The sequence below is a fragment of the Variovorax paradoxus genome (assembly GCA_016806145.1).
Taxonomy (GTDB): domain Bacteria; phylum Pseudomonadota; class Gammaproteobacteria; order Burkholderiales; family Burkholderiaceae_C; genus Variovorax.
In genome coordinates this window covers 1,589,224-1,610,955 of sequence record CP063166.1, presented here as the reverse complement: position 1 = coordinate 1,610,955, position 21,732 = coordinate 1,589,224, and the positions used below count along the sequence as shown (strand labels likewise).

The 21,732-nt window shown below is 72.7% G+C and carries 10 protein-coding genes and 1 pseudogene; 9 read left to right on the top strand and 2 right to left on the bottom strand.

Translation table 11 applies throughout. The features are described 5' to 3' along the window. Nucleotides 1-116 precede the first annotated feature (116 nt). Both lolD and INQ48_07340 read right to left on the bottom strand, forming a co-directional pair. The gene (gene lolD / locus INQ48_07345) at nt 117-791 is read right to left on the bottom strand and encodes a lipoprotein-releasing ABC transporter ATP-binding protein LolD (protein ID QRF59038.1); all 675 of its coding nucleotides are present in this window, start codon (nt 789-791) and stop codon (nt 117-119) included. Continuing rightward, nucleotides 784-2,040, bottom strand: coding sequence for a lipoprotein-releasing ABC transporter permease subunit (locus INQ48_07340; protein QRF59037.1), 1,257 nt, complete (start codon nt 2,038-2,040; stop codon nt 784-786). Before INQ48_07340 ends, lolD begins: the two co-directional genes overlap by 8 nt. A gap of 107 nt (nt 2,041-2,147) precedes the next feature. On the opposite strand from INQ48_07340, the gene INQ48_07335 reads away from it, so the two are divergent. From INQ48_07335 to INQ48_07295, 9 genes and pseudogenes are all read left to right on the top strand, one after another. Continuing rightward, entirely contained in the window at nt 2,148-3,119 is a 972-nt protein-coding gene (locus INQ48_07335; protein QRF59036.1) for a hypothetical protein, read from the top strand. Between the two features lie 196 nt (nt 3,120-3,315). Further along, nucleotides 3,316-5,037 carry a single-stranded-DNA-specific exonuclease RecJ gene (recJ, locus tag INQ48_07330; GenBank protein ID QRF59035.1) on the top strand — a complete coding sequence of 574 codons (1,722 nt, stop codon included), beginning with the start codon at nt 3,316-3,318 and terminating at the stop codon, nt 5,035-5,037. 197 nt (nt 5,038-5,234) lie between these two features. After that, nucleotides 5,235-6,056 (top strand): SDR family NAD(P)-dependent oxidoreductase, encoded by an 822-nt coding sequence (locus INQ48_07325; GenBank protein ID QRF59034.1) that lies wholly within the window; start codon nt 5,235-5,237, stop codon nt 6,054-6,056. A 324-nt stretch (nt 6,057-6,380) separates the two neighbouring features. Continuing rightward, nucleotides 6,381-10,667, top strand: coding sequence for a DUF4132 domain-containing protein (locus INQ48_07320; GenBank protein ID QRF59033.1), 4,287 nt, complete (start codon nt 6,381-6,383; stop codon nt 10,665-10,667). A 61-nt stretch (nt 10,668-10,728) separates the two neighbouring features. Beyond that, complete coding sequence (locus INQ48_07315; protein QRF59032.1) at nt 10,729-14,163, top strand: DUF4132 domain-containing protein; 3,435 nt, start codon at nt 10,729-10,731, stop codon at nt 14,161-14,163. Nucleotides 14,164-14,250: 87 nt separating this feature from the next. Beyond that, nucleotides 14,251-15,393: an AAA family ATPase gene (locus INQ48_07310; protein ID QRF59031.1), complete on the top strand. Its 1,143-nt coding sequence runs from the start codon at nt 14,251-14,253 to the stop codon at nt 15,391-15,393. A gap of 195 nt (nt 15,394-15,588) precedes the next feature. Continuing rightward, nucleotides 15,589-17,997, top strand: coding sequence for a hypothetical protein (locus tag INQ48_07305; protein ID QRF59030.1), 2,409 nt, complete (start codon nt 15,589-15,591; stop codon nt 17,995-17,997). Next, entirely contained in the window at nt 17,994-19,118 is a 1,125-nt protein-coding gene (locus INQ48_07300) for a VWA domain-containing protein (GenBank protein QRF59029.1), read from the top strand. The genes INQ48_07305 and INQ48_07300 overlap by 4 nt, the downstream gene beginning before the upstream one ends. After that, a pseudogene (locus tag INQ48_07295) lies at nt 19,115-21,245 on the top strand (SWIM zinc finger family protein). The gene INQ48_07300 and the pseudogene INQ48_07295 overlap by 4 nt, the downstream one beginning before the upstream one ends. Nucleotides 21,246-21,732 lie beyond the last annotated feature (487 nt).

The window sequence follows — 21,732 nt, the reverse complement described above, 5'->3', positions numbered from 1 at the left end:
TCCCCCTCTGGGGGAAGGCCGGGATGGGGGCACGCGGCGGTGGGAAGGCCAAGGCTTATCGACCGCCCGGTGCCCCCACCCCTACCCTCCCCCAGCGGGGGAGGGAGAAAAGACAACTAGGCCAGCCGCCCCGCCACCAGCTGCAGCACCCGGTCGCAGCGCCGCGCCAGGTCCTGGTCGTGCGTGACCATCACGAAGGCCGTGCCATGGCGGCGCGCGAGGTCGAGCATCAGCGCGAATACGGTGTCGGCGGTGCTGCGGTCGAGGTTGCCGGTGGGCTCGTCGGCCAGCACGCAGGCCGGTTGCGTGACCAGCGCGCGCGCGATCGCCACGCGCTGGCGCTCGCCGCCCGACAGCTCGGCCGGCCGGTGGTGCAGCCGTTCGCCCAGGCCCACGCTCTCGAGGATCTTCGTCGCCGACTGCGCGGCCGTGGCCGGGTCGACGCGGCGGATCTTCAGCGGCATCGCCACGTTGTCGAGCGCGCTGAACTCGGGCAGCAGGTGATGGAACTGGTAGACGAAGCCCAGGTGCAGGTTGCGCAGCCGGCCCTGCTCGGCGGGGTCGGCATGCGCGATGTCCTTGCCGAGCAGCTCGACATTGCCCGAGGTCGGCGAATCGAGCCCGCCCATCAGGTGCAGCAGCGTGCTCTTGCCCGAACCCGAGGCGCCGACGATGGCCAGCGTCTCGCCGGCATGCACGTCGAGGTCGATGCCGTGCAGCACGGTCAGGTCGAGGCGCCCTTCGTGGAAGCGCTTGGTCAGACCGCGCGCCTTCAATACGACTTCACTCATAGCGCAGCGCCTCGGCGGGATTCACGCGGCTGGCGCGCCAGCTCGGATACAGCGTGGCCAGGAAGGCCAGCACCAGGGAGATGATCGCGATCGGCATGATGTCGCTGCGCTGCGGATCGCTGGGCATCTTGCTGATCAGGTAGATGTCCTTGGGCAGGAAGCTCGCGTGGAACAGCTGCTCGAGGAAGGGCACGATCACGTCGATGTTGTAGGCGATGCCCAGGCCCAGCAGCAGGCCGGCCACGGTGCCGATCACGCCCACCATCGCGCCCTGCACCACGAAGATGCCCATGATGCTGCGCGGCGAGCTGCCCAGGGTGCGCAGGATCGCGATGTCGGCGCGCTTGTCGGTCACCGTCATCACCAGCGTCGACACCAGGTTGAACGCGGCCACCGCCACGATCAGCGTGAGGATGATGAACATCATGCGTTTCTCGACCTGCACGGCCGCGAACCAGGTCTTGTTCTGGCGCGTCCAGTCGCGGATCAGGAACTGGCCCGGCAGGGTCACGGCCATCTCGTCGGCCACGTCGCGCGCCTGGTTGAGGTCCTTCAGGCGGATGCGGATGCCGGTCGGGCCCTCGAGCCGGAACACGCGCGCCGCGTCCTGCTCGTTGATCAGGGCCAGCGCCGAGTCGTATTCGTAGTGGCCCGAGTCGAAGGTGCCGACCACGGTGAACTGCTTGAGGCGCGGCACCACGCCGGCCGGCGTGACCTGGCCGCCCGGCGCCACCAGCGTGACCTGGTCGCCGGGCTGCACGAACAGCGAGCGCGCCAGCTCGCCGCCCAGCACGATGCCGAACTCGCCGGGCACCAGCTTGTCGAGCGTGCCCTTGGGCGCGGCGGCCGCGATGTCGGTGACCTCGGGCTCGAGCTTGGGCTCGATGCCGCGCACCAGCGTGCCCTTCATGTCCTCGCCGCGCGCGATCAGCGCCTGGGTCGCGATGAAGGGCGCCGCGCCGACCACCTCGGGATGCTTGCGCGCGGCCGCCATGATGGTGTCGAGCTCGGGCAGGGCCTGGCCGTCGCGCGAGATGATCTCGATGTGCGAGACCACGCCCAGCATGCGGTCGCGCACTTCCTTCTGGAAGCCGTTCATCACGCTCAGCACGATGATCAGCGCGGCCACGCCGAGCGCGATGCCGAGCATCGACACGCCGGAGATGAACGAGATGAAGCCGTTGCGCCGGGTCGCGCGGCCCGCGCGCGTGTAGCGCCAGCCGAGCTGCAGTTCGTAGGGGAGTCGCATCAGGTCTCCTGCGGCGCTCGGGGCGACGGCATGGGTCGGTTCATGGGAAAAAGGGTGAAGACGAAGAGGAAGGCGGGCGGAATTGTGGCATCCCGGACAATAGGCCCATGGCCGAACCCGCTCCCGCCCGTCATCTCCTGATTCCCTTTGCCGGCCGCGGTTCCCCGTCCTGCCGCGCAGCCCTCTCGACCTTGAGGTTGCCGAAGCTCGAAGCCCTGCTCGGCCGGCTCGCCGTCACGGCCACCGACACGCAGGACGAAAGCACCCGCTCCCCGCCGCACGAACGCGCCCTGGCGCGCGCGCTCGGCATCGCCGCGGCCGACGGCTGCATCCCCTGGGCCGCGCTCGAGGCACGCCGCAACGGTGCCGCCGGAGCGGACGACACCGGCGCCTGGGGCCTGGTCACGCTGTGCCACTGGCAGGTCGGCATCGACGACGTGGTGCTCGGCGATCCCTCGGCGATCGAGATCGACGCCGAGGAGTCGGCCGCGCTGCTGGCCGCGGCGCGCCCCTTCTTCGAGGAGGACGGCATCGCGCTGCATCCGTCCGCGCGCCCCGGCCGCTGGCTCGCGCGCGCGCCGATCTTCCAGGACCTCGCCACCGCCGCCATCGACCGCGCCGTGGGCCACCCGATCTCGCAGTGGTCGCCGCTGGCCGATGCCGCGCGGCCGCTGCGCCGGCTGCAGAACGAGATGCAGATGCTGCTCTACACCCAGCGCGTGAACGACGACCGCGCCGCGCGCGGCGCGCCGCCGATCAACTCCTTCTGGCTCAGCGGCACCGGCGTGCTCCCCGCGGGTGCCGTCAGCCCCGAAGGCCCGGCGCCGCAGGTCGACGATTCGCTGCGCACCGCCGCGCTGCACGACGACGGCATCGGCTGGGCCGAAGCCTGGCAGGCGCTCGACGCGGGCCCCGTCGCCGCGCTGCTCGACCACTACAACGCGGGCGCCCCGGTCGCGATCACGCTGTGCGGCGACCGCACGGCGCAGCGTCACGAGATCCAGCCGCGCGGCTTCGTGGGCTGGGCGCGCAGCCTGTTCGACCGGCCCCGCGCAGCCGCCGTGCTGGAGGCGCTCTGAAATGAAACGCCAACAGCCGGACGCAGAGGACGCGAAGATTTCGCAAAGGGCGCGAAAGAGAAATTCAAAATTTTTCTTGCATTCCTTTTGCGTCCTTCGCGCAACCTTCGCGTCCTCTGCGTCCGGAAGCCCGCTCCCGTCTTCGGATTCACCGTGTCATGCGACGCGGGGGCGCTCGGCAACGTGAACAACTGATATGAAGATCCACCCCCGCGACATTCCCCCGCGCAGCGCCTGGGCGCTCGAGCAGGCCGGCGTGCATCCGCTGCTGGCCCGGCTGTTCGCCGCGCGCGGCGTCAGCGCCAAGGACGAGCTCGACGACGGCCTGGCACGCCTGCTGCCGCCCGACACCCTGCGCGGCACGCAGGAGGCCGCGGTGCTGCTGGCCGACGCGATGGCCGCCGACAAGCGCCTGTGCATCGTTGCCGACTACGACTGCGACGGTGCCACCGCCTGCGCGGTCGGCGTGCGCGGCCTGCGCCTGCTGGGCGCGAAGAACGTGAGCTACCTCGTGCCCGACCGCGTGGTCGACGGCTACGGCCTCACGCCGCCGATCGCCGAGCGCGTGGCCGCGAGCGGCGCCGACATGCTGATCACCGTCGACAACGGCATCGCCAGCGTCGACGGCGTGGCCGCGGCCAAGGCGCGCGGCCTGCAGGTGCTGGTGACCGACCACCACCTGCCCGGCCCCGAGCTGCCGATCGCCGACGTGCTGGTGAATCCCAACCATCCCGACTGCGGCTTCGAGAGCAAGTGCATCGCCGGCGTCGGTGTGATGTTCTACGTGCTGCTCGCGCTGCGCTCCGAGTTGCGCCGGCGCGGCGTGTTCGACGTGGCGACGCAGCCCAAGCTCGACGCGCTGCTGCCGCTGGTGGCGCTGGGCACCGTGGCTGACGTGGTGAAGCTCGACGCCAACAACCGCCGGCTGGTGGCGCAGGGCCTGCGCCGCATCCGCGCGGGCGCCATGCCCGCGGGCGTGTCGGCGCTGTTCAAGGCCGCGGGCCGCGTGGCCGCCGCGGCCACCACCTTCGACTTCGGCTTCGCGCTCGGCCCGCGCATCAATGCAGCCGGCCGGCTGGCCGACATGACGCTGGGCATCGAATGCCTGCTGACCGAGGATGCCGCCCGCGCCGACGAGCTCGCGCGCCTGCTCGACGGCATCAACCGCGAGCGGCGCGACATCGAGGGCGGCATGCGCGACCAGGCGCTGCTCCTGGCCGAGTCGCTGTTCACCGTGGACGGCGAAGGCATCGAGACGGTGCCCGCGGCCATCAGCGTGTTCGATGCCGACTTCCACGAGGGCGTGGTCGGCATCGTGGCCTCGCGCATCAAGGAGCGCTTCCACCGGCCCACCTTCGTGTTCGCGGCCAGCGGCGCGCCCGGCAAGGAGCACGAGCTCAAGGGCTCGGGCCGCTCGATTCCGGGCTTCCACCTGCGCGATGCGCTGGACCTCGTCGCCAAGCGGCATCCGGGCGTGCTGCTGCGCTTCGGCGGCCATGCGATGGCGGCCGGCTGCACGGTCGCGCGCGAGCAGTTCCAGACCTTCGAGCGCGCGCTCGCGCAGGTGGCCGACGAATGGCTCGATGCCGCCACGCTCACGCGCCGTATCGACACCGACGGCCCGATCTCGCGCGAGTACCTGCGCGTGGACCTGATCGACACCCTGCACCGCGAGGTCTGGGGCCAGGGCTTCGCGCCGCCCACCTTCAGCGAGGAGGTCGAGGTGGTGTCGCAGCGGCTGGTCGGCGAGCGGCACCTCGCGCTCAAGCTGCGCCACCAGGGCCAGCCCATCGACGGCATCTGGTTCGGCCACACCGACCCGCTGCCGCCGCGCGTGAAGCTGGCGTTCCGGCTCGACGCCGACGAATGGCAGGGCGTGCGGCGCGTGCGCTTCCTGGTCGAGGGCGCCGAAATCTGAAGCGCTCGAGCCTCGGCCACAGGTTACGCCGGGGTTTCCGCTGCAAGCAATTGCATGCGCCGTCCCGCCTCGACGGGCGCGCGCTCGGTACACATTCCTACATGGAAGGCGCGCGGGGCTTCTACGCTGATCTCCATGCACGGCGCGCCACGGCCGATTTCCGGCAGCGTCCACGCGGTGCAACGCAGGAGACCGGCATGCAGACACCCTCCCCCGACGTGTTCCCCGGCGCCGAACGCCGCCCGCTCGCGCTGGTGACCGGCGCCTCCTCGGGCATCGGCTACCAGCTCGCGCGGCGCGCGGCCGAACATGGCTACGACCTGCTGATCGGCGCCGACGAGTCGCTGGCCCAGGCCGAAGCCGAGTTGCGCGCGATGGGCGCGCGCGTGTTCGCGGTGCGCGAGGACTTCGCCACGCGCGACGGCGTCGACGCGCTGCTCGCGGCCTGCGAGGACCGGCCGATCGACGTGCTGTTCGCCAACGCGGGCCACGGCCTGGGCCATGGCTTCCTCGACCAGGAGTTCCACGACGTGCAGCACGTGATCAACACCAACGTGACCGGCACGCTCTACCTGGTGCAGCGCGTGGGCCGCGCGATGCGCGAGCGCGGCCAGGGCCGCATCCTCATCACGGGCTCGATCGCGGGCTTCCAGCCCGGCGCCTTCCAGGCGGTCTACAACGGCACCAAGGCCTTCATCGATTCCTTCGCGATGGCGCTGCGCAACGAGCTCAAGGACACCGGCGTGACCGTGACCTGCCTGATGCCCGGCGTGACCGACACCCACTTCTTCGCGCGCGCCGACATGCTCGACACGCGCGTGGGGCAGCAGTCCGACAAGGCCGATCCGGCCGAGGTGGCGAAGGAGGGCTTCGACGCGCTGATGAAGGGCGAGAGCGGCGTGATCGCGGGCTGGCGCAACAAGATGCAGGTGGCGCTGTCGCGCGTGATGCCCTCGCCCGCGCTGGCCGAGCAGCACCGCAGGATCGCGGAACCGGGCAGCGCGCACGCGCCTTCCTGAGCTTTTTCGAGGCGTCCGCGCGCGAACCGCAGACCTTCTTCGTACATTCCCGACGCCCTACGCGGCCTTGCGACTTTTGGAGGTGCACGCGCGCGTGCACCGCGGGCATGATCGCGCCCATGCGTTGTCCTTTCCCGATCGCTCCGGCGCGCAGCATGCGACTGCCGGACGCCCATCGGGCGCCTGCGTCTTGAACCCCCGCGCCCTTCGCTGCGCCGCTTGCACGCGGTGTTCACATGGCGCGCCTATCCTGCCCCCAGGCTTGCGTACGGCAACGCTTCTTGATGCCCGCTCATCGACGAACCCCAGGAGGATTTTCTTTCCATGCGCCGTTTTGAACTGATCGAGGGAACCGCCAGCAAGTTCTGGGAAGTGGAACAGGCGGAGAACGATCTCAACATCCGCTGGGGCCGCATTGGCACCGCGGGCCAGAGCCAGACCAAGTCCTTCGCCGATGCCGCGAAGACCGCCACCGCGCTGACCAAGCTGGTGAGCGAGAAGACCGGCAAGGGCTACAAGGAAGTCGGCGTGAGCGCCGATGCGAGCATCGGCAAGACCGAGGTCAAACCGAAGGCGGAAGCGCCGGCTGCCGCACCCGCCGCGGCGCCTGCCGCCGCACCCGCCCAGGCACCGGTGCAGGCACCAGTCGCCACCGCACCCGCCACGCCGGCACCGCCGCCCGTCGCGAGCGAAAGCCTCGACAGCCAGTGCGAGCGCGTCGTCGAGGCCGTGCGCATCGCGATCGAGGACGGCAGCGTCAAGAGCGGCGACAAGTTCTCGGCCGCCGCGCTCAAGCGCCAGTACGGCGTGAGCGAGCAAGGCGCCACGATGGCCTTCGAGGAGCTCAAGTCCCATGGCCTGCTGTCGGGCTGGGGCACCACCGCCGAGGTGCGCGAGAAGGCGAAGGATGCGGCACGCGAACTGGCGCAGCGCACGGCCACCGCGCGCAGCGAGGTGCCGGCCCAGCCCGTGGCCGAAGGCGCGCCGCCCTGGCTCGCGCAGGGCGCGCCGCTGCGCATCACGTCGCAGACGCGCGAGTTCGCCTATGCCTCGCGGCGCTTCCCCTCGACCCGTCCGGTGCTCGACCTCGCGCAGGCCTGGAAGCGGGCCTGCAACGACCTCGAGCTGCCGCTGGACATGGCCGCGACCGATGCCGCGCTGCGGCCCGCGGCCGAACGCATGCTCGCGCGCGACAAGCCCGTCGCGCCCGCGCCCGATGCCGAAGCCGATGCATTGCTGTTGGCCTTCATGGACCACAACACGCGCCGCGACAAGGCCGGCTCTGTTGTGTTCCTGATCCAGTACCTGGTCGCGCAGTACGGACTGGCCGGCGCGATCGAGGTCTATCTGTCGGCGCTGCGCCTGCAGGTGGAGGGCAGCTACGACCAGCAGGCCAAGAAGTGGCGCAGCCATTTCTCGAGCAACCCCGGCCATGCGGTCAACCACGGCTGGTACGGCGCCGTGGGCGATGCCGAGGAAGTGCTGCGCGAGCAGCTCTCGACCGCGCCCGAGGCCGAGTGGCAGCAGTGCGCCGACCTGATCGAGGCCGCGCTGCCCTCGCTGCATCCGAGCCGCCAGCCGCTGGCGGCGCTGCTGCTGCCCGAGCGGCCCGAACTCTCGAACGCGCTCGCGCTGCGCCTGGCCGGCGAGAAGGACAGCGGCGAGACCTTGCACTGGCTGCTGCTGACCATCACCGATGCCGCCGCCGCCGCGCAGGCCGCGAAGGTGCGGCTCAGCTATTCGAGCGGCTTCTGGGGCCACTACAAGATGACGGCCACCGCGCTGCTCGAGCGCGGCACCGAGGCCGTGGCGCTGCTCGAACGCGGCGCGGCCGAGGAACACGCGGGCGAGACGCTCGCGGCCATCGGCACGCCCGAGGCGGTGGCGGCGCTCGCCAAGGTCGCGAGCGGTTCGAAGGCGGCGCTGGCGCGGCTGTCGCTCGCGGTGGACCGCTGGCCGCAGGCCGCCATCGTCGCGCTGGCGCGGCTGGTGGCGGCCGGCGGCAAGGACGCGGGCCTGCTCACGCCCAGCCTCACGCGGCTGCTGCGCGCGCATGGCGGCCTGGTCGACGGCCTGCGGCCCTGGCTCGATGCCGGCGCGCAGGGCGCGATCGACCGCCAGCTCGCGCTGCTGTCGGGCCCGAGCGAGGTCGCCGAGGCGAGCGAGCTGCCGGGCGTGCTGGCCTCGCCGCCCTGGCTCGCCAAGGTGCAGAAGAAGGCGGCCGCGGTGCTCGCGCTCGAGCCGCTCGCGCTGGCGCCGGTCGAGCAGTGGGCGCCGGGCGCGCGCGAGGAAGCGCAGCGGCCCGGCACCTCGTGGCAGGTCAACCGCTTCGCGACCGCGCGCACCGACGTGCAGGTGATGCTCAAGGAGCTGGGCTTCGAGAGCAAGGCCAGCAAGCTCGCGCACGAGGAGCAGGTGAAGCTGATGCAGGCCGCCTACGAGGCCGAGGACATGCCCGACGCCGCCGTGCTGCAGGACATCCACCAGCGCGGCGAGGCGCGCGAGAAGGAACTGCTCGAGAGCCTGCGCGACCCGATCCTCGACACCGCGCGCGAAGGCATCCGCGGCGGCGATGCGGGCAAGCTGATCGCCGCCTGGCGCGGCATGCTGGCCGCGCGCAAGCAGGAGCGCTACTACTTCTTCTGGTTCGATGCGCGCTATGCGGCGCTGCTGCCGCCCGAGATCGGCGTGCCGTTCTGGAACGCGGTGGCCGGCCAGGCAGAGACGCAGGGCGCCGATTTCGTGATGGCGAACTTCGGCCTGCCCGCGCTGCCGGGGCTGCTGTCGGTGGTGCGCGCCAAGCCCGGCGAGAACCTGCAGCTGGCGCTGAACTACGGCGCGGTGGAACTCGCGGCACCGGCCGCGCGCGCCTTCGCCAAGCTCAAGACCGCGCGCCAGGCCGGCCGCGACTGGCTGCTCAGGTATCCCGAGCACGCGGCCTGCGGCCTGATCGCGACCGCGCTCGGCAAGGCCGGCGAGGCGCGCGACGTGGCGGGCTCGGCGCTGCGCCTGCTGCAGGCCGAGGGCCATGCCGAGCTGCTGCTCGAGGTCGCCGGCCGCTACGGCAAGGACGAGGTGGTGCAGGCGCTGCGCGCCGTGCTCGAGGAAAGCCCGCTCGACCGCTTCCCCACCAAGCGCGCGAAGCTGCCCGAGTTCTGGCAGCCGCGCGGCTGGCGCCGGCCGGTGCTGCGCAACGGCAAGGCGCTGCCCGACGAGGCGCTCGACCACCTGGGCCAGATGTTCACCTTCCCGACCAACGAGGAGGTCTACGGCGGCATCGCGGTGGTCAAGGAGGCCTGTGCACCCGAGTCGCTGGCCGACTTCGCCTGGGACGCGTTCAGCGCCTGGCTCGAGGCCGGCGGCCCGAGCAAGGAAGGCTGGGCGCTCACGGTGCTCGGTTTCCTCGGCAACGACGACACGGCGCGCCGGCTCACGCCCTTCATCCGCGCCTGGCCTGGCGAGGCCGCGCATGCGCGCGCCGTCACCGGCCTCGACGTGCTGGCCGGCATCGGTTCCGACGTGGCGCTGATGCTGCTCAACGGCATCGCGCAGAAGGTGAAGTTCAAGGGCCTGCAGGACCGCGCGCGCGAGAAGATCGACACGATCGCCGAGGCGCGCGGCCTCTCGACCGAGGAGCTCGAGGACCGGCTCGCGCCCGACCTCGGCCTCGACGAACAGGGCACCCTGCTGCTGGACTTCGGGCCGCGCAGCTTCAAGGTCGGCTTCGACGAGGCGCTCAAGCCCTATGTGCGCGAGCGCGCCGATGGCGTCGACGGCGCGCGCCTGTCCGACCTGCCCAAGCCCAAGAAGACCGACGACGCCGAGAAGAGCAAGGAGGCGGTCGAACGCTTCAAGCTGCTCAAGAAGGACGTGCGCACCATCGCGAGCCAGCAGCTGCTGCGGCTCGAGGTCGCGATGTGCGCGCGCCGGCGCTGGACGCCCGAGGTGTTCCGCACCTTCCTGGTCGAGCATCCGCTGGTGCGCCACCTGGTGCAGCGGCTGATCTGGGGCGCCTACCGCGTGCAGGGCGAAGCCAGCTACGGCGGCGAGCTGCTGGCGTGCTTCCGCGTTGCCGAGGACGGCAGCTTCACCACCGCCGAGGACGATCCCTTCGAACTGCCCGCGGGCGAGGACATCCGCATCGGCGTGCCGCATGCGCTCGAGATCTCGCCTGCCGACGCGGGCGCCTTCGGCCAGGTGTTCGCCGACTACGAGCTGCTGCAGCCCTTCGCGCAGATCGGCCGCGACACCTACGTGCTGACCGAGGACGAGAAGAAGAGCCAGAAGCTCGAGCGCTGGAAGGACGCCACCGTGCCCACGGGCCGCGTGCTGGGCCTGGTCAACAAGGGCTGGCGCCGCGGCGAGGCGCAGGACGGTGGCGGCATCTGGTACTTCACCAAGCCGCTGGGCCCGAGCCGCGTGATCGAGCTCTACCTCGACCCCGGCATCATCGTCGGCATGGTCGACGAGTACCCCGAGCAGAAGCTCGGCGAGGTGCAGGTCGGCAAGCCCTCGGGCTGGGGCAACATGCAGAACGCCGAGACGCTGGACCAGCTCGATCCGATCTCGGCCAGCGAGCTGATCCGCGACATGGAGGGACTGAGGGCATGAGCGCGGCGCCGGGTAGCCCCAAGCAAGCCCGCACCGCAGTGCGAAGCACGAAGGTCTTCGAATGAGCGCGGCGCCGCTCGTGCTGCCACCGGAACTCCAGAACGCGCTGCCGCCCGGCGAACCCGGCGCGAAGCCGCCGCCCAAGGCCTCGACCTTGCCCACGCTGCGCAAGCGCGTGCTCGACAAGTGCAACGAGTACGCGGTCGACGCGCTGCTGCCCGAGCCCTTCGAAGTGCGCTCGCCCGCCACGCGCGGCTGGCTCGAGGCCGCGATGGACGCGGCCGACACGCGGCTGCTGGGCCTGATGATCGCGCGCTTCCGCGAGCAGGCCTACACCGGCCGCGACGAGCCGGCCGAGGCGCTGGTGCACTGGCTGGTGCTGCAGCACGGCCTCGACACGGCCTTCGACGCGCTGCTGCATGCGGCGCGCTGGCGCCGCGAACGTATCGGCCACAAGCCGCTGCGCCAGGATGCGCCACCCGACGATGGCGCCCATTCCTTCTGGGGCCAGCCCGCGAGTTCGCTGTGGCAGTTCCGCGGCCACTGGATGGCGGCCGACGCCGCGACGCGCGCCGCCTGCATCGAACGGCTGCGCGCGCTCGACCCGCAGCTGCCGCTGGCCGCGCGCGCCCGCTTCGCGATCGCGCTGCCCGAATGGCGCCCGCGCGCGCGGCAGCTGTTCGAGCAGGCCACGCCCGAGCAGCTCGAGCGCTGCGGTCCCTGGCTGCGCTGGGCCGCCGGCCTGCCGCTGGCCGAGGTGGCGGGCGACGGCATGCGGCTGCTCGACCAGCCGTCGATGCTCGCGCTGCTGCTGCGCGAACACGGCGAGGCGCTGCTGCCGCTGCTGCTGGACCTCGGCGCCCGCCAGCGCAGCGTGGCCGTGGCCTGGACGCTGGCCGCCTTCGACACGCCCGAGGCCGCCGAGGCGCTGGCGCGCATGACCGCCGCCGACGCCGCCTGTGCCAAGGCGCTGGGCTGGGTCGCGGGCGAACGGCCCGAGCGCTGCTTCCTCGCGCTCGCGCAGGTGCTCGAGGACGGCGGCCTGCCCAAAGCCGGCGCCGCGCGCCTCGTGCCACAGCTCAAGACCCTGGCCGGCACGCTCGGCGAGCGCTTGCCCGCGCTGTTGCCGGCGCTGCCGGCGGCCGTGCGGCGCCAGCTCGGCGCGGTCGCCGACCAGTCCGGGTCGGCACCAGAAGCCTTCGCCGAGCGCGCGCGCTGGCCCGCGGTGCTCGCCGACCCGCCGTGGGCGCGGCGTGCGGCCGATGCGGCGCCGCCGCTGGTGCTGGCCGGCCTGCCCGTGCTAGAGGTGCCGCCCGAGGAGGACTGGGGCGACGAGGTCCGACAGGACTGGATCGACCGCGACACGCCCTATGTCTACCGCCAGCCGATGGAGGCCGAGCGCGCCATCGGCGAGCGGCTGCGCGAATGGACGCCGGAGCGCGTCGCCGCGCTGCACACGCAGCCGCCGCGGGAGCTCGAGCGCTTCATCGCCGACTGGCAACGCGTGCACGACGATGCCGCGCCCGACCGCCGCCAGTACGGCAACTTCATTGCGGTGCAGGCCGCCTGGTTCCTGCCGCCGGCCACCGGGCTGGCGTTCTGGAATGCCGTGGGCAGTGGCAAGGAAGCACCGCGCGCCGGCGGCTTCGTGGCACGCTTCGGCAGCGCCGCGCTGCCGGGCCTGCTGCAGGCGCTGGCCAACGACGGCGACGAGTATTTCGTCGCGCGCTTCATCGGGGCCACGCAGCTCGCGCCCTTCATGGCGCAGGCGCTCGCACGCCGACCGACGCGCCGCGCGCAAGCACGGCAGTGGCTGGTGCGCTTCGCGCCGCATGGCGCGGCCGGCCTGCTGCCCGCCGTGCTGGGCCCCGAGGGCGAGGCACGCCAGCAGGCCCGCGCCGCGCTGCGCGCCATGGCCGCGCTGGGACAGGCCGAGGCGCTGCGCGCCACCGCGCGCCGCCACGACGACCCGGCCGTGGCAGCCGCCGTCGATGCGCTGCTGGCCGAGGACCCGTTGCGCGACTTCCCGTCGCGCATCCACGCACGCAGCAAGCTTCCGACCTTCTGGCAACCGGCCGGCTGGCGCAAGCCGCGGCTGCGCGACGACGGCCTCGCGCTGCCCGACGAGGCACTGCAGCCGCTGGGCCTGATGCTGAGCTTCGCGGCCGATCTGCCGCAGGGCTATGCGGGCCTGGACGCCGTGCGCGCCGCCTGCGAGCCCCAGAGCCTGGCCGACTTCGGCTGGGACGTCTGCGAATCGTGGGAGGCCGCTGGCGCCGGCGCGCCGGGCAACTGGGCACTGCGCGCGCTCGGCCTCGTCGGCACCGACGACACGGCGCGCCGGCTCGGCGCCCTCGTGCGGCGCTGGAGCGCACCCGGCGCCGGCGGCACCGCCACGCGCATCGGCTGGGTGCTCGAGGCGCTGGCGCGGCTGGGCAGCGACGTCGCGCTGATGCAGCTCGACGCGATCGCGCGCAAGAACCGCATCGCCACGGTGCGCCATGCGGCCGCCGAGAAGCTGGCGCAGGCCGCGGCCGAACGCGGCCTGAGCGCCGACGAACTCGAGGACCGGATCGCGCCCGACCTCGGCCTGGACGAGCGCGGCGGCCTGCTGCTGGACTTCGGGCCGCGCCAGTTCCACGTCGGCTTCGACGAGGCGCTGGTGCCCTTCGTGCGCGAATCGGTCGAGGGCCGGCCCGGCGCGCGCCTGGCCTCGGCGCCGCGGCCGCGCGCGAGCGACGATGCCGAACGCGCGGCCACGGCCGCGGAACGCTTCAAGGCGCTCAAGCAGGATGCCGCCACCGTCGCGGCCCAGCAGCCGCTGCGGCTGGAACGCGCGATGCGCACGGGCCGCGGCTGGCCGGTCGAGGACTTCCGCCGCTTCATCGCCGGGCATCCGCTGATGCGCCACCTGGCCGAGCGGCTGGTGTGGGGCGTGAGCGAGGGCGGGCGCGATGCGCGCGGCTTGACGCTGCTGCGCGCCGCCTTCCGCGTGAGCGCCGAAGGCGAATGGGTCGATGCCGATGAAGTGCCACAGACACTCGACGATGGCGCCGCCGCGCGCATCGTCGTCGCCCATCCGCTGCAGCTGAGCGCCGCGCAGATCGCCGCCTTCGCGCAGCAGTTCGCCGACTACGAGCTGATCCAGCCCTTCGAGCAGTTGCACCGCGCCGTGCATGCACCACGCGAAGACGAACGCACGCTGACCGCGCTCACACGCTGGTCGGGCCGCATCGCGCGGCCCGGGCCGCTGTGGGCGCTGGAGTCGCGCGGCTGGCTGCGCGGGCGCGGCGGCGGCGGTGCCTACGACCATGCCTGGCAAGGGCTGGGCGGCGGTCGCGCGCTCTCGTTGCGCTTCGGGCCCGGCCTCGACAACGCGGGCGCCGGCGAGGACCAGACGCTCGACGTGCTGCACCACGGCCACCCGTTCTGCGAACTCGATCCCATCGTCTTCAGCGAGGCGGTGCGCGACATCGACGCGCTGGGCGCGCGCTGAGGAGCGCTGCGCCGTCCTGCCATCGCTCTGCTATGTTTCCGCGGGCACCATCCCGCGCCCTTTTCAGATCCGACACCGATCCCGACCATGGCCACCTCCCGCAAGCCGACCGACACCCCACCCACCGGTTCCCCCGCCCTGCAGCGCCCGCCCGCCGAGATCCAGTACGCCGCGCAGATCGCGCAGCTGCAGGCGCAGGACAAGGACCCGCGCCCGCCGGGCTGGGCCATGAGCCTGAAGGCCGCGCGCGCCTTCATCCTCGGCGATGCGCCGCTGGGCATCGCGCCGAAGATCGTCGCGCCGGTCGCGAGCATCGAGCGCATGCTGGTCACCCTTGCCACGGGCCGCGGCCTGATGCTGGTGGGCGAGCCGGGCACCGCGAAGTCGATGCTCTCGGAGCTGCTGGCGACCGCGATCTCGGGCGTGTCCACGCTGACCATCCAGGGCGGCGCCTCGATCACCGAGGACCAGATCAAGTACGGCTGGAACTACGCGCTGCTGATCAACGAGGGCCCGAGCCCGCGCGCGATGGTGCCGGCGCCGCTGTACATCGGCATGCAGCAGGGCCAGGTGGTGCGCTTCGAGGAGATCACGCGCGCGCCGCTCGAGGTGCAGGACTGCCTGCTGGGCATGCTGTCCGACCGCGTGATGGCCGTGCCCGAGCTCTCGGGCGAGCACGGCATGCTCTATGCGCGCGAGGGCTTCAACATCATCGCCACCGCCAACACGCGCGACCGCGGCGTCAACGAGATGAGCGCCGCGCTCAAGCGCCGCTTCGACTTCGAGACCGTGTTCCCGATCCTCGACTTCGAGCGCGAGCTCGCGCTGGTGCGCGAATCGTCAGCGCGGCTGCTCGCGCAGAGCGGCATTCCGAAGACCGTGCCGCAGCCGGTGCTCGAGCTGTTGGTGGCCACCTTCCGCGACCTGCGCGGCGCGCCCGCTTCCTCCGAGAAGAACGGCGGCGGCAGCGATGCCGCGATGGACCGGCTCACGGCCGTGATGTCGACCGCCGAGGCGGTCAACGTGGCGCACGCGGTGGGCGTGCGCGCCTGGTTCCTCGAGCAGCGCGAGGGCTCGCCGGCCGACCTGGTCGACTGCATCGCGGGCACGGTGGTCAAGGACAACGCCGACGACCGCGCCAAGCTGCGCCGCTACTTCGAGCAGAAGGCGGCCAAGCGCAGCGGCGAGCACTGGCGCGCCTACTACGAAGCACGCCATCGGCTGCCTTGAGAAGCGTTGTGCCATGGGCGACCAGCAAACAACACCAACAGCCGGACGCAGAGGACGCGAAGGTTCCGCGAAGAACGCGAAAGAAGAAATGAAAAACTTCTTGGGGCTGTTCCTTTCGCGACCTTCGCGAAATCTTCGCGTCCTCTGCGTCCGGAAGTCCGATCCCGCATTCATAGACGCTCGCGGTTGCCAAGGATGAACGCGCCCCACATCGTCGGCGTGCGCCACCACAGCCCCGCCTGCGCGCGGCTGGTGGCCGAGCGCATCCGCGCGCTGCGCCCGGCCCATGTGCTGATCGAGGGCCCGGCCGACTTCAACGCGCGGCTCGAGGAGCTCTACCTGCCGCACCGGCTGCCGGTGGCGATCTACAGCTACCTCTCGGCCGGCGAGACGCACCACGGCTCGTGGTCACCGTTCGCCGAGCATTCGCCCGAATGGCAGGCGCTGCAGGTGGGCCGCGAGGTCGGTGCCGACGTGCGCTTCATCGACCTGCCGGCCTGGCACGACGCCTTCTCGCGCATGGAGAACCGCTATGCCGACGTGGCCGACACCCAGCACGAGGAACGCGCCGCGGCCTACGAGCGCGCGCTGACCGAGCAGCTCTCGGTGCAGGGCCGCGATGCGCTGTGGGACCACCTGTTCGAGGACGGCTGCGACAGCGCCGAACTCGCGCAGCGGCTGTCCACCTACTTCGAGCACCTGCGCGGCGAGGACCCGGGCTCGCTCGGCAACCAGGCGCGCGAGACCATGATGGCGCGCTGGATCGCCTGGGCCATGGCGCAGCCCGCGGTGCGGGCCGGCGCGCCGGTGCTGGTGGTCTGCGGCGGCTACCACGCGCCCGCGCTCGCTCGGCTATGGCCCGGGCTGCCGGCGCAGCTGCCCGAGACGCCCGAACCCAGCGTCGAGGACACGCCCGATGCCCGCGACCAGGACCCCGTGGTGCGCTACGGCTCCTACCTCGTGCCCTACACCTTCAAGCGGCTCGATGCCTTCGCGGGCTATGCCTCGGGCATGCCCTCGCCGGCCTACTACCAGTGGATGTGGGAGCTCGGCCCCGAGGGCGCCGCGCACCGCGCGCTGCAGCAGGTGATGCAGCGGCTGCGCGACAAGAGGCTGCCTGCCTCCACCGCCGACCTGATGGCGGTGCACCTGCGCGCGCAGGGCCTGGCGCGGCTGCGCGGCCACGAGAAGCCGCTGCGCTCCGACTGGCTCGACGCGCTGGCCGGCGCCCTGGTCAAGGAAGCGCTGGACGCGCGGCTGCCCTGGACCTACCGCGGCCCGATGCGCCCCGGCACCGCGCCGGTGCTGGTGCAGGCGATGGACGTGCTGGCCGGCGACATCGCGGGCCAGCTCGCCGACGGCACGCCGCAGCCGCCGCTGGTGAAGGCGGTGCGCGACGAGCTCGCGGCGCACGGCCTCGAGCTGCGCGGCCAGCGCAAGCTCGACCTGCTCGATGCCGCCGACCGCGCGCGCAGCCGCGTGCTGCACCGGCTCGCGCTGCTGCGCCTGCCCGGCGTGGTGCGCAGCCAGGGACCGAAGCTCGCGATGTCGGGCGAACGCACCGAGGTCTGGACCCTGGGCCAGCCCTTCGAGCAACAGGCCGCGCTGATCGAGGCCGGCGCCTGGGGCGCCAACCTGCACGACGCGGCGCGCGCGCGGCTCGAGGACGAGCTGCGCCATGCGCAGGGCCGCATCGGTCCGCTGGCCGAGGGCCTCAACCAGGCCGCCTGGGCCGGCCTGCCGGCGCTCAGCGGCGCGCTGCTGCGCGAGCTGCAGCAGGCGATGGCGCGGGAGCCGCGCTTCGAGGCCATGGGCCCGGCCCTCGCGGTGATGCACACACTGCTGCGCCACGGCCAGCTGCTCGGCATGGCCGACGCGCCGGTGCTGCGGGTGGCGATCGAGGCCGGCTTCGACCGCGCGCTGTGGCTGCTCGAGCCGCCCGCCGCGATCGCGCCGTCGGACATCGACGCGCACCTGCAGGGCCACCTCGCGCTGCGCCGCATCGTGGCCGACGTGCTGGCCGATCGCGAGGACGCCGCGCAAGCCGAGCCGCTCGACGTGGAGCCCGCGCGCGCGCTCGCCGTGTGGCAGCGCAAGGCGGCCGATGCCGGCGCGGCACCGCTGAGCCGCGGCGCGGCGCTGGGCGCGACGCTGAGCCTCGCGCACCGCGTGCCGCAAGCCACGCAGGCCGGCGTGGCCGATGCGATGCAGTTGCTGCACGCGATGCCCGCGCCGGTGCTCGGCGATGCGCTCACGGGCCTGCTCGCACTGGCGCGCGAGACGCTGTCGTCCGAGCCCGCCTTCGCCGCCGGCATGGACCGCACCGTGCAGGCACTGGACAACGCCGACTTCGTGCGCGCCATGCCGAGCCTGCGCGCGGCCTTCGCCTGGCTGCCGCCGCAGGAGCGCGGCCGGCTCGCCGACCAGGTGCTGACGCTGCACGATGCCACCCACCTGTCGCGCCGCGCGCTCACGGCGCGGCGCGAGGGCGAGGCCGCGCCCGAGGCGCTGGCCGCGGCGCGCGCCGCCGAGGATGCGGCGATCGCGCGCCTGGCCGGCTGGGGCCTGAGCCTGCCGAGCCTGGATACGGAAGAACAGCCATGAGCCTCGACATCCCCGATCCGCTGCAGCGCTGGCGCCTGCTGCTCGGCGATCCGGCCGAGCGGGCCTGCGGCGGCCTGAGCGCCGAGGCGCAGGCGGCCGACGCCGCGCTCGACTGGCTCTACGGCCGCGACGGCGACCGCGCCGAGCGCGGCGAACGCAGCGCCGGCCTCGGGCCCTCGGCGCTCAGCACGCCCGACTGGATCAACGCCATCCACACGCTGTTTCCCAAGGAGGTGATCGAGCGGCTCGAGCAGGACGCGGTGGAGCGCTACGGCATCGACGAGGTGGTGACCAACCTCGAGGTGCTCGAGCGCATCGAGCCTTCGGAATCGCTGCTGCGGGCCGTGCTGCACACCAAGCACCTGATGAACCCCGAGGTGCTCGCGGCCGCGCGCAAGCTGGTGGCCGAGGTGGTGCGGCGCATCATGGAGAAGCTCGCGACCGAGGTGCGGCAGGCCTTCAGCGGCAGCCGCGACCGGCGCCGGCGCTCGCGCATGAAGGTGGCGCGCAACTTCGACTTCAAGCAGACGCTGGCGGCCAACCTGCACCGCTACGACCCGCAGCGGCGCAAGCTCTACGTCGAGCGGCCGGTGTTCATCAGCCGCACCAAGCGCCATGCCGAGCCCTGGGACATCATCCTGCTGATCGACCAGAGCGGCTCGATGGTCGACTCGGTGATCCACAGCGCGGTGATGGCCGCCTGCCTCTGGCAACTGCCCGGCATGCGCACGCGGCTGGTGGCCTTCGACACCGCGGTGGTCGACCTCACGGCCGACGTGTCGGACCCGGTCGAGCTGCTGATGAAGGTGCAACTCGGTGGCGGCACCGACATCGCCAAGGCGGTGGCCTATGCGCAGTCGCTGGTGGCCAATCCCGCGAAGACCATCGTGGTGCTGGTCAGCGACTTCTACGAGGGCGGCAGCCCCTACGAGCTGGTGCGCCGCGTGAAGGCGCTGGTGGAGGCCGGCGCCAAGGTGCTGGGCCTGGCCGCGCTCGATGCGAAGGCCGAGCCGAGCTACGACCGCGAGATGGCCGCGCGGCTGGTGCGCGAGGGCGCGCAGATCGGCGCCATGACGCCGGGCCAGCTCGCGGGCTGGCTGGCCGAGAAGGTGCAGGCATGACGGCGGTGCGCGGCGACCTGCTCGAACTCACGCCCGAGGCGCTGACCGCGCTCGCCAACGCAGGCTTCGTGAAGCGCGCGCAGAAGGACGTGGCGGCCGGCCTGCTGCCGGTGCTCGAGACCGCCGACGACGGCACGGTGAGCGCGCGTTTCGACGACGGCGTGCGCACCAGCCTGCCGCCGGGCCGCACCCTGCGCGATGCGCAGTGCAGCTGTCCGGCCAGCGGCATGTGCCGGCACCGCGTGATGCTGGTGCTGGCCTACCAGGCGCAGGCGGCCAGTGCCGCGCCCGCGCCCTCGGCCACGCCGGCGAAGGACGAGGTCGACGCCTCGGCCGCGGGCGGCGAATGGAGCCCGGCCCATTTCGACGACGCCGCGCTGGCCGCGAGCTTCGCGCCCTCCGTCATCGAGCAGGCCCAGCGCCTGGCCGCCGCGCGGCCCGTGGTCGCGGTACAGGCCTGGCGCAGCGCGAGCGCGCCGCCGATCGCGCGGCTGCCGATGTGCAGCGTGCGCTTCTTCTCGCGCAGCTCGCTGGTGCATGCGCGTTGCGACTGCAAGCAGGGCAGCGGCTGCGCCCACGTGGTGGTGGCGCTGTGGGCCTTCCGCCAGGCCGGGCCGCTGGCCGGGGGCTCGGCCGAGCGCATGGTGGAAGTGCGCGCGCCGGCCGCCGACGACGAGACTGGCGACGGCCACCGCCCCGCGGCGCTGATGCACGGCGAGGCCGCGCGCGCGCTGCAGGCGAAGCTCGAGGCGCTGAGCCTCTCGCTCTGGCTCGATGGCTCGAGCCAGCCGCTGATGGCGCTGGCGGCGCGCTTCGAGGCCGCGCGCGAGCAGGCGCGCGCGCTGGGCTGGCGCTGGGTGGAGGACGGCATCGACGAGCTCTGGATGCTGCTGCAGGCGCAGCAGGCGCGCAGCAGCCGCTTCGATCCGCGGCGCCTGCTGCACGTGATGGCCGAGCTCTGGGCGCGGCTGCGCGCGGCCGCCCATGCCGACGGCGCGGCCGGGCCGCCGCCACTGCCCGCGAGCCAGATCCTCGGCGTGGGCGTGAAGGGCGAGGTCGCGCTCGATCACCTGCGGCTGGTGTCGCTGGGCGCCGAGCTCTGGTCCGACGAGAGCGGCGAAGGCGCGAGCGTGATGTTCGCCGACCCCGACACGCAGGCCGTGACGGTGCTCGAGCGCCAGTGGTCGCGCGCCGACGATGCCACGGCCGGCGGCACGCCCGCCAACCTGCTGGGCCGCCGCGTCGCGGGCTTTCCGCTGCGGCAGCTCGCGAGCGGGCAGGTCATCACCAAGACCGCGACCCGGCGTGCCAACGGCCAGATCGACATCGCGCCCGGTGCGCGCCAGACCGGCGTGATGCCGCTGTCGCCGAAGTCCTGGGACGATCTCGTCGCGCCGCTCAAGCAGCCGAGCGTGCAGGCACTGGTCGCGCACCTGCGCGAGACGCCGCCCGACTTCGTGCGGCCGCGCCAGGCGGCGAGCGGTGCCGCGGCGGGCGCCTCGGGCCAGTTGCATGTGGCGGCCTTCGAACACATGGCGGTGCTGGCCAGCCACTGGGATGCGGCGGCGCAGGTGCTGCATGCGCGCATCGGGCGCGCGGCGGACGACACGGAAGCGGCCGCGCCTGCCGATGAAGTCCCGCCGCTGCACCTCGCCCTGCCCCATCGCGCGGCCGCGCCCGGCGCCGTCGACGCGCTCGCGCGCGCGCTCGCCGGCGAATGGGGCGCGCTGCGCGCCGTGGCCGGCAGCGTGCGGCTGCAGGACGGCGAGCCCGTGATGCAGCCGACGGCCCTGCTGACCGTGCAGCGCGCCGTGGTGCTGCAGGCCGAGGCACCCGCGCCGCACCCGCTGCCGCTGCAGGGCGAGCACGAGGAGCCGCCCGCGCTCAACGCGCTCGCCACCGACACCCGACCTGCTCGCGCTGTGGCTGCGCCAGGGCCTGCGCCACCAGGGCGGCGGCGCCGGCTCGCGCGCCGAAACGCAGGCCGCGCAACTCGAGCGGGCCGGGCTCGCGCGCAGCGCCAGGCTGCTGCGCGGCGTGCCCGCCCAGTTACGCGCGGCGCAGCGCGGCACGCTGGTGGGTCGGCTCGCGCTGCTGAGCCTGTGGATGCACAAGGTGGGGCAATAGCCCGCGGCTGCTTGCAGGAGAGCGTGTCTTTGTCCGCAAGTCAAACGGGCCACGCGGCGTTTCACAGCATCGCATATGGGCGCGTCCTGTGCACACGCGGGGCGACACCCCGCGCCAGCGCGAAGTGGCCCGTCTCATGATCCTGGCAGGCGGCTACGGTGTCTCGGCATACTCGGTCCTTGGCGGTCGAGACGATGGGCGGCGAGCGTCCCTATGTCATCGAAGTTCAGGGTAGGAAGTCACCGTACAGGACACGATGTGGCCAGCTTCACCTTTCGGATCCAGCTCGATGCGCAAATCGGCGGCTCGGCATGGTGGGGTAGTGCTTCGAGGCCTGGACCCGGCTGCAGCGCGAAGGCGCCGCGAACCTGAAGGGGCATGAATTTGAACACGCGGCCGCTTGGCTCGAACGCATCGACGGGCGCGCTGGAGGCACGGCGCGGCCCGTGGTTCACTTCGATCGGGGCGCCTACTATCGATGGCCAGG

Coding starts and splice junctions, on each gene's coding strand:
- lolD (QRF59038.1), bottom strand. CDS start 791: ATGAGTGAAGTCGTATTGAAGGCGCGCGGTCTGACCAAGCGCTTCCAC.
- INQ48_07340 (QRF59037.1), bottom strand. CDS start 2,040: ATGCGACTCCCCTACGAACTGCAGCTCGGCTGGCGCTACACGCGCGCG.
- INQ48_07335 (QRF59036.1), top strand. CDS start 2,148: ATGGCCGAACCCGCTCCCGCCCGTCATCTCCTGATTCCCTTTGCCGGC.
- recJ (QRF59035.1), top strand. CDS start 3,316: ATGAAGATCCACCCCCGCGACATTCCCCCGCGCAGCGCCTGGGCGCTC.
- INQ48_07325 (QRF59034.1), top strand. CDS start 5,235: ATGCAGACACCCTCCCCCGACGTGTTCCCCGGCGCCGAACGCCGCCCG.
- INQ48_07320 (QRF59033.1), top strand. CDS start 6,381: ATGCGCCGTTTTGAACTGATCGAGGGAACCGCCAGCAAGTTCTGGGAA.
- INQ48_07315 (QRF59032.1), top strand. CDS start 10,729: ATGAGCGCGGCGCCGCTCGTGCTGCCACCGGAACTCCAGAACGCGCTG.
- INQ48_07310 (QRF59031.1), top strand. CDS start 14,251: ATGGCCACCTCCCGCAAGCCGACCGACACCCCACCCACCGGTTCCCCC.
- INQ48_07305 (QRF59030.1), top strand. CDS start 15,589: ATGAACGCGCCCCACATCGTCGGCGTGCGCCACCACAGCCCCGCCTGC.
- INQ48_07300 (QRF59029.1), top strand. CDS start 17,994: ATGAGCCTCGACATCCCCGATCCGCTGCAGCGCTGGCGCCTGCTGCTC.